Annotated in this window: 9 protein-coding genes; all 9 read left to right on the top strand. The window is 68.1% G+C overall.

From position 1 onward, the window contains the following. Positions 1-191: 191 nt before the first annotated feature. Positions 192-800, top strand: a complete 609-nt coding sequence (locus ACWD6P_RS08185; protein ID WP_451443212.1) for a CDP-alcohol phosphatidyltransferase family protein — start codon at positions 192-194, stop codon at positions 798-800. A gap of 119 nt (positions 801-919) precedes the next feature. Beyond that, entirely contained in the window at positions 920-3,415 is a 2,496-nt protein-coding gene (locus tag ACWD6P_RS08180; RefSeq protein ID WP_451443211.1) for a sugar phosphate nucleotidyltransferase, read from the top strand. 75 nt (positions 3,416-3,490) lie between these two features. Continuing rightward, entirely contained in the window at positions 3,491-4,423 is a 933-nt protein-coding gene (locus tag ACWD6P_RS08175; protein WP_451443210.1) for a DUF881 domain-containing protein, read from the top strand. Further along, positions 4,420-4,752 (top strand): small basic family protein, encoded by a 333-nt coding sequence (locus ACWD6P_RS08170; RefSeq protein ID WP_003984969.1) that lies wholly within the window; start codon positions 4,420-4,422, stop codon positions 4,750-4,752. The genes ACWD6P_RS08175 and ACWD6P_RS08170 overlap by 4 nt, the downstream gene beginning before the upstream one ends. A 5-nt stretch (positions 4,753-4,757) precedes the next feature. Then, a complete protein-coding gene (locus ACWD6P_RS08165; protein ID WP_451443209.1) occupies positions 4,758-5,717 on the top strand; it encodes a DUF881 domain-containing protein in 960 nt (319 codons plus the stop codon). A 130-nt stretch (positions 5,718-5,847) separates the two neighbouring features. Continuing rightward, entirely contained in the window at positions 5,848-6,678 is an 831-nt protein-coding gene (locus tag ACWD6P_RS08160) for an FHA domain-containing protein (RefSeq protein ID WP_451443217.1), read from the top strand. Between the two features lie 16 nt (positions 6,679-6,694). Then, positions 6,695-7,444: a transcriptional regulator FtsR gene (gene ftsR, locus ACWD6P_RS08155; protein ID WP_451443208.1), complete on the top strand. Its 750-nt coding sequence runs from the start codon at positions 6,695-6,697 to the stop codon at positions 7,442-7,444. 53 nt (positions 7,445-7,497) lie between these two features. Then, positions 7,498-7,971 (top strand): bifunctional nuclease family protein, encoded by a 474-nt coding sequence (locus ACWD6P_RS08150; protein ID WP_006606439.1) that lies wholly within the window; start codon positions 7,498-7,500, stop codon positions 7,969-7,971. A gap of 188 nt (positions 7,972-8,159) precedes the next feature. Further along, complete coding sequence (locus ACWD6P_RS08145; RefSeq protein WP_451443207.1) at positions 8,160-8,765, top strand: MerR family transcriptional regulator; 606 nt, start codon at positions 8,160-8,162, stop codon at positions 8,763-8,765. Positions 8,766-8,777: the final 12 nt, after the last annotated feature.

Raw genomic sequence — 8,777 nt, 5'->3', positions numbered from 1 at the left:
ACTGCAGGGGGGACCCTGTGGGAGAGTAGGACGCCGCCGAACAAATTTTGAAAAAGCCCCGTGGGAGCCTGAGCTCCCACGGGGCTTTTGTGCGTTCCCGGGGATCTTGGGACCCGGGGCACGGCGTGGCCGGAGGGACAGGTAAGGTCAAGGGGCATCGTTGGAACATTTCCCCACAGGAGGCCCCCGCGGTGGAGGTCCAGGAGACGCGGGTCCAGACGGATCGCATCCTCACCATCCCGAATATCCTGAGCATGGCTCGCCTCGTCGGCGTACCGGTGTTCCTGTGGTTGATCCTCTGGCCGAAATTCGGTGGCCCGAATGCCGACGGCTGGGCGCTGCTGGTCCTCGCGCTGAGCGGCGTCAGCGACTATCTGGACGGCAAGCTCGCCCGGCGCTGGAACCAGATCAGCAGCCTGGGCCGGATCCTGGACCCGGCGGCCGACCGCCTGTACATCCTGTCCACCCTCGTCGGTCTGACCTGGCGCGAGATCCTTCCGCTCTGGCTCACCGCGGCCCTGCTGGCACGCGAAGTGATGCTGCTGATCGCGGTGGCATTCCTCGCCCGTCACGGATATGGCCCTCCCCAGGTGAACTTCCTGGGCAAGGCGGCTACGTTCAACTTGATGTACGCCTTCCCGTTGCTCCTGCTGAGCGACGGAGATGGCTGGCTTCACGCGCTCGCTGCTATTTTCGGATGGGCGTTCGCAGGATGGGGTACGGCACTGTACTGGTGGGCAGGGATCCTCTACGTGGTCCAGGTCCGCCGACTCATCAGGGCGGACACCACAGCCGACTGAGCTCTCCTCACCGGCAGATTGTGCAAGCGCCGGCGCCCGTACGCGAGCACAGAACAGTGGGCGATCTGGACAGGTGAAGTCGGCAAGACCGTCGTCTCTTAGAGGAGGACGCTTCCGACATGAAGGCCGTGGTGATGGCCGGTGGCGAAGGAACACGCCTTCGCCCCATGACGTCCAGTATGCCCAAGCCGCTGCTTCCGGTCGCCAACAGGCCGATCATGGAGCATGTGCTGAGGCTGCTGAAACGGCATGGCCTCAACGAGACCGTCGTGACCGTGCAATTCCTTGCCTCGCTCGTCAAGAACTATTTCGGGGACGGGGAAGAGCTCGGAATGGAGCTCACCTACGCCAATGAGGAAAAGCCACTCGGCACCGCCGGCAGTGTGAAGAACGCCGAGGAAGCCCTCAAGGACGATGCCTTCCTCGTCATCTCCGGTGACGCCCTCACCGACTTCGACCTCACCGATCTGATCCGGTTCCACAAGGAAAAGGGCGCCCTCGTCACCGTCTGTCTGACGAGGGTTCCCAATCCGCTCGAGTTCGGCATCACGATCGTCGACGAAGCCGGCAAGGTCGAGCGTTTCCTGGAAAAGCCCACCTGGGGCCAGGTCTTCTCGGACACCGTCAACACCGGTATCTACGTCATGGAGCCGGAGGTCTTCGACTACTTCGAGCCCGATGTGCCGGTCGACTGGTCCGGCGATGTCTTTCCGCAGCTCATGAAGGAAGGCAAGCCGATCTACGGCTATGTCGCCGAGGGCTACTGGGAGGATGTCGGCACCCACGAAAGCTATGTGAAGGCCCAGGCCGATGTCCTCGAAGGCAAGGTCGATGTCGAGATCGACGGCTTCGAGATCTCACCGGGCGTCTGGGTGGCCGAGGGTGCCGAGGTCCATACCGACGCCGTGCTGCGCGGGCCGCTGTACATCGGCGACTACGCCAAGGTCGAGGCGGGTGTGGAGATTCGCGAGCACACCGTCGTCGGCTCCAATGTCGTGGTGAAGAGCGGCGCGTTCCTGCACCGGGCCGTCGTACACGACAACGTCTATCTCGGTCAGCACAGCAATCTGCGCGGCTGTGTGATCGGCAAGAACACCGATGTCATGCGGGCCGCCCGGATCGAGGACGGTGCCGTGATCGGCGACGAATGCCTCATCGGCGAGGAGTCGATCGTCCAGGGAAATGTGCGGGTCTATCCGTTCAAGACCATCGAGGCCGGCGCATTCGTCAACACCTCGGTGATCTGGGAGTCCCGCGGCCAGGCGCATCTGTTCGGCGCCCGGGGCGTGTCCGGGATCCTCAATGTCGAGATCACCCCGGAACTCGCCGTACGGCTCGCGGGCGCATACGCCACCACGCTGAAGAAGGGCTCGACGGTCACCACCGCGCGCGACCACTCCCGTGGTGCCCGCGCCCTCAAACGTGCGGTGATCTCCGCACTGCAGGCCAGCGCCATCGACGTGCGCGACCTGGAGAACGTTCCGCTGCCGGTCGCCCGTCAGCAGACCGCCCGTGGCAGTGCCGGCGGCATCATGGTCCGCACGACGCCAGGCGTACCGGACTCCGTCGACATCATGTTCTTCGACGAGCGGGGCGCCGACCTCTCGCAGGCCGGGCAGCGCAAGCTCGACCGCGTCTACGCCCGTCAGGAGTACCGCCGCGCCTTCCCGGGCGAGATCGGTGACCTGATCTTCCCGGCGAGCGTCTTCGACTCCTACACCGGGTCGCTGCTGAGAGCCGTGGACACGACGGGCATCGCCGAGTCGGGCCTGAAGGTCGTCGTGGACGCGTCCAACGGCAGCGCGGGCCTGGTCCTGCCCAGCCTCCTGGGGCGGCTCGGCGTCGACTCCCTGACCATCAACCCCGGGCTCGACGAATCCCGGCCGACCGAGACCGCCGACGCCCGGCGCTCCGGGCTCGTCCGGCTCGGCGAGATGGTGTCCTCGGCGCGGGCCGCCTTCGGCGTGCGCTTCGACCCCGTGGGCGAACGGCTCTCTCTCGTGGACGAACGCGGCCGGATCATCGAGGACGACCGTGCGCTGCTGGTCATGCTGGATCTGGTCGCCGCCGAACGGCGCACCGGCCGGGTGGCGCTGCCGGTGACCACCACCAGGATCGCCGAGCAGGTGGCGGCGTACCACGGCACACAGGTGGAGTGGACGACGACCTCGCCGGACGACCTGACCCGGGTGGGGAGGGCGGACGGCACGGTCTTCGGCGGGGACGGCCTGGGAGGCTTCATCATCCCGGAGTTCAGCAGCGTCTTCGACGGCGCGGCGGCGTTCGTCCGGCTGATCGGCCTGGTGGCCCGCACCCAGCTCACGCTCAGCCAGATCGACGCCCGGATCCCGCGAGCCCATGTGCTGCGCCGGGATCTGGCCACCCCCTGGGCGGTCAAGGGCCTGGTGATGCGGCATGTCGTCGAGGCGGCCGGCGACCGGGACGTGGACACCACGGACGGCGTACGGGTCGTGGAGGCCGACGGCCGCTGGGTCCTTGTACTCCCGGACCCGGCCGAGGCCGTCACCCATCTGTGGGCGGAAGGGCCGGACGACGCCTCCGCCCAGCAGCTCCTAGACGAGTGGTCGGCCGTGGTGGACAGCGCCGGACGCTGACGGCGACCCCGCCGGCGGGCCGTTGACCGGCACGCCGGTGGGGCCGTTGGGAGAGTGCGCGGCCGACGTGGGACGATGTGCGGCATGTCGCAGCAGCGCCCCGATCGGAGCACCCCGAACACGCCGGCCGCGCGCCCCGACGCGTCCATGTCGCTGCTGACCAACGTGATGGATCACAGCCTCGACGACGGGTACGCCGAGGCCGCCGCGCGCAAGGCCGAGGCCGGTGTGCGCGGTCTGCCGCGTACTCTGCGGGCGAAGTTGGGCCTGGCGGCGGGTCTGGTGCTGGCCGCGCTCGTGGTGACCGTGGGGGCGGCGCAGGCGCGGATATCCGCACCGACGCTGGCCAAGGAGCGCGAAGAGCTGATCAACCGCATCCAGAAGGGCACCGGCGAGGCGGACAAACAGCAGCAGCGGGTCGACGCGCTGCGGGGCGACGTCAGCAGGATGCAGCGCGAGGCGCTGAAGCAGTACGGCGCCGGCAAGGCGGAACTGCTGGCCCTTTTGTCGGGTTCGACGCAGGTCAGCGGGCCCGGCGTACGACTCGTCGTGGACGATGCCAAGGGTGCGGCGTCCGGTAGCGGCGGGCCGCGCGAGAGCAGTGGTTTCTCGGACACCGGGCGGGTACGCGACAGGGACATGCAGCGCGTCGTCAACGGCCTGTGGGAGTCCGGTGCGGAGGCCATCTCCGTCAATGGGCAGCGGCTTACGTCACTCTCGGCGATCAGAGCCGCGGGAGACGCCATACTGGTCGACAACAAGCCACTGGTGCCGCCCTATACGGTGCTGGCGGTGGGGGACGGGCAGCGGCTGAGCACCGCGTTCCAGGACAGCGCCGATGGCCAGTACTTGCATGTGCTGCAGGAGAACTACGGCATCCGCACCAGGATTTCCGCGGAGAGTGAGGTCACGCTGCCGCCCGCGCCCAGTTTGATCGTACGTACCGCAAAGCCGCAGGCCGGTGCCGCCAGGTCGGGCGGTGCCGACACAGGGAAGGGCACATCGTGATCGCCGTACTGGGCCTCATCGTGGGAGTCGTGGTCGGACTTGTCGTCCGACCCGTGGTGCCGACGGTGGTCGAGCCCTACTTGCCGATCGCTGTCGTCGCGGCGCTGGATGCCGTCTTCGGCGGCCTGCGCGCCATGTTGGACGGCATCTTCGACGACAAGGTCTTTGTGGTCTCGTTCCTGTCGAACGTCGTCGTCGCCGCGCTGATCGTCTTCCTCGGCGACAAGTTGGGCGTCGGCGCCCAACTCTCCACCGGTGTCGTGGTGGTGCTGGGCATCCGGATCTTCTCCAACGCCGCCGCGATCCGCCGGCACGTCTTCAGGGCGTGAGGCGGATGGCGATGGACGAGACCCCTGAGCCGGACAAGAGGCCGGAACAGCCGGAGCACCGGCAGGAGGGCGGCCCGGCGGGCCGGCGGCCGATGCCGCCCGAGAACCGGAGCACCCCTGAGCGGGGCGGGTCCGCGGACGGGGCCGCAGCCCGAGAATCGGACAGTGCTGGACAGAAGTCGGGTAACGGGGCAGACTCCTCGGCCCCGGAAACGGTCGCCGGGGACGGGCAGGAAGAGCGCCCCAAGACCGGCCGGGAGCGGCTCGCCGCCAGTCTGTGGCCGCCGCGGCTGACCCGGGCTCAACTGATCGTTGCGTTGCTCCTGTTCATTCTCGGCCTCGGCCTGGCGATTCAGGTACGTTCCACAAGTGACAGCAGTGCGCTGCGAGGTGCGCGCCAGGAGGACTTGGTGCGCATTCTGGACGAGCTGGACAATCGCTCCCAGCGGTTGACGGACGAACAGCGGCGCCTGGAAGGGCAGAAGACAGAGCTGGAGAACAGTTCGGACCAGGCCGAGGAGGCCCGTAAGCAGACCGTGGAGAAGGAACAGCAGCTGGGTGTGCTGGCCGGGACCGTCGCGGCGCAGGGGCCCGGCATCAACCTGACCATCGACGACCCGACGCACTCCGTGGAGGCGGACAAGTTGCTGGACACCATCCAGGAGCTGCGGGCGGCCGGTGCCGAGGCCATCCAGGTCAACCAGGTCCGGGTGGTCGCGAACACCTATCTCTCGGACATCCGGGGCGGGGTGCAGATCGACGGCAAGCGTGTCACGCAGCCGTTCCGCTTCAAGGTCATCGGCAAGCCGGAGGACCTGGAACCGGCGCTGAACATCCCCGGCGGCGTGGTCCAGACACTGGAAAAGGAGCAGGCCAAGGTGTCTGTGACCCGTGAGGAGAAGATCATTGTGGATGCCTTGCGGGCGGCGAAGCGGCCTGACTACGCTCGGTCGTCATCGCAGTGAGGCGTGCAGGTATGTCGAGTGCCCGACAAGGGCATGAGGTAGCGGGGGGTCGACGCACCGTGCGTGTGGTGTGTGGTGGAAACTGTTTGGAGGCCACGGACGTTCAGTGGATGTCCGGATCGGCCGGTGTGTGCATCGAGGGTTCGTCCTGCCCCACGGGCGGGTCTATGTCGTTCAAGGGGAATCGCCCGTGAAGTTGTTTGGAAAGCTGTTCGGCAAGAGCGCACGCCAGGAGGGCGGCAGCGGCTCCGCGCGGCACCGCGCTCCGCGCCAGCCCGAGAGTGGTGAGGCGGAGCGTCCGCTCTTCCGTGACGAGGTCAGCGGTCCGTCCGGGGGGCACGGCGCGGGTTCTGTTGACCCTTCCGGCGCCGGCCGCATAGGTTCCCAGGAACCATCAGCCCCACGCACGGGTGGAGGGTCGGCCTTGCCGGTTTGTACGAGGTGTGGGCACCGGAACGCCGAGGCGAGCCGGTTCTGCTCCAACTGCGGCGCGCCGCTGCGCGCGGGCGGTCAGCCCGAGCGGGCGTCCGAGACGACCTCGACGATCTCCATTTCGGGGCTGGAGGCCTACGACTCGGAGGCGACGGGCCAGAACCTCTCCCCGTCGCTGTCCCCGGAGGCCCAGGCGGCCGTCGACGCCCTTCCGTTGGGCTCGGCGCTGCTGGTCGTCCGCCGGGGGCCGAATTCGGGCAGCCGCTTCCTTCTGGACGGTGAGCTGACGACGGCGGGCCGGCATCCGCAGGGCGACATCTTCCTCGACGATGTGACGGTCTCGCGCCGGCATGTGGAGTTCCGCCGGGGCTCGGACGGTCTCTTCACGGTCGCCGACGTGGGCAGCCTGAACGGCACCTACGTCAACCGGGAGCGGATCGACTCCGTCGTTCTCGCCAACGGTGACGAGGTCCAGATCGGCAAGTACCGCCTGGTCTTCTACGCGAGCCAGCGAGGCGCCGGGATCTGACCGTCAGGGAAGGCATATGCGCGATACACCGAAAGGCGGTGCCGATGGCCTCGGCACCGCCTCCTCGGGCGGCAAGCCGGTGAGCATCGGTACGGTGCTCAATGCGCTGCGCGAGGAGTTTCCCGAGGTCAGCATCTCCAAGATCCGTTTCCTGGAGGCCGAGGGGCTGGTCGAGCCGCAGCGCACGCCTTCCGGATACCGGAAATTCACGCCGGACGACGTCGAGCGGCTGGCGAGCGTCCTGCGGATGCAGCGGGACCACTATCTGCCGCTCAAGGTCATCCGGGAGCATCTGGACGCCCTGGAGCGCGGTGAGCAGGTGTCGCTGCCGGCTCCGGCCGCGCCCGCCCGGGACCTGGTCGAGGACGTGCCCGACCCCGGTGAGGACCGCCCGACGGCTGCCCGGATCGGCCGGGCCGAGCTGCTGGCCGCCGTCGAGGTGGACGAGGCGGCGCTCGCCGACTGGGAGTCGTACGGACTCATCGTCCCTCACGCGGACGGCGGATACGACATCGAGGCCGTCACCGTGGCCAAACTCGTCGCGGACCTGGGCCGTTTCGGTCTGGAGCCGCGGCATCTGCGCGCCGTGAAGGCGGCCGCCGAGCGCGAGGCGGGCCTGGTCGAACAGGTCGTCGCACCCCTTCGGCGGCACCGTAACCCGCAGACCAGGGCGCATGCCGAGGCCACTGCCAGGGAGCTGGCAGGGCTGTCCGTACGGCTGCATGCCGCGCTGGTGCAGAGCGCTCTGCGGGTCCGGTTGCCGTGAGCAAAAGAGTGCCCGACTACCCAAACCTGCCGGGCACGTCCTAGGGTTGCTGTGTGAACGAGCTCGACGTCGTGGGTGTCCGGGTGGAAATGCCTTCCAGCCAACCGATCGTGCTCCTGCGGGAGGTGGGAGGCGACCGATACCTGCCCATTTGGATCGGGCCAGGGGAGGCCACCGCCATCGCCTTCGCCCAGCAGGGCATGGTCCCTGCCAGGCCGCTGACGCACGACCTCTTCAAGGACGTGCTCGAAGCGGTGGGCCAGGAGCTGACCCAGGTCCGCATCACGGACCTGCGCGAGGGGGTTTTCTATGCCGAACTGGTCTTCGCCAGCGGGGTAGAGGTCAGTGCGCGTCCGTCCGACGCCATAGCGCTGGCGCTGCGCACCGGAACGCCGATCTTCGGTACGGACGGTGTGCTGGACGACGCGGGGATCGCCATCCCGGACGAGCAGGAGGACGAGGTGGAGAAGTTCCGCGAGTTCCTCGACCAGATCTCGCCCGAGGACTTCGGCACCAACAGCCAGTGACGCCGGCCGGATGAAGGGATTGATTCCGGCCAAACTATTTAGCCATTCCCCGCGCGAGGTCACGAGAAACCACTCGTAGGGTGATTATCACTCGGCGTGGCGAGCGCGGCGATCGTTGACGCACCCCGAGTGACTGCATACCGTCGATATGGCAGGTCCCGTCCGGGACGTGGAGGACGGAGGGCGGCGTGGCAATCACCGGCGACGGTATGGCGGCGGAAGGGGCGTTGCCGCTCCACTCGGGCTCGGCCGCGAACCATGCCCCGGCACCGGCCGCGGCGGTGTCGGGGGACTGCGAGGCGCGGAACATCGGCTATCGCGGCCCGACCGCATGTGCGGCGGCGGGTATCACCTACCGGCAGCTCGACTACTGGGCACGCACGGGCCTGGTGGAGCCGAGCATCCGGCCCGCGTACGGCTCCGGCACACAGCGGCTCTACAGCTTCCGGGACGTCGTCGTCCTGAAGATCGTCAAGCGGCTGCTGGACACCGGGGTGTCGCTGCAGAACATCCGCACCGCGGTGCAGCACCTGCGCTCGCGCGGGCTGGCGGATCTGACGCGGATGACGCTGATGAGCGACGGCGCGACCGTTTACGAGTGCACCTCGCCCGATCAGGTCGTCGATCTGCTCCAGGGCGGCCAGGGCGTCTTCGGTATCGCGGTCGGCGTGGTGTGGCGGGACGTGGAGGGTGCGCTGTCACAGCTCCACGGAGAGCGTGTGGACACCGGCGAGACGCTGATCGGGAAGAACCCGCACGACGAGCTGGCGCGGCGGCGCAACAGGGCCGGCTGAGGCCTCGCCACA

It is taken from the genome of Streptomyces sp. NPDC002446 (genome assembly GCF_053595675.1).
The sequence above is the reverse complement of the archived record's forward strand: the minus strand, read 5'-3'. Positions and strand labels throughout refer to the sequence as shown.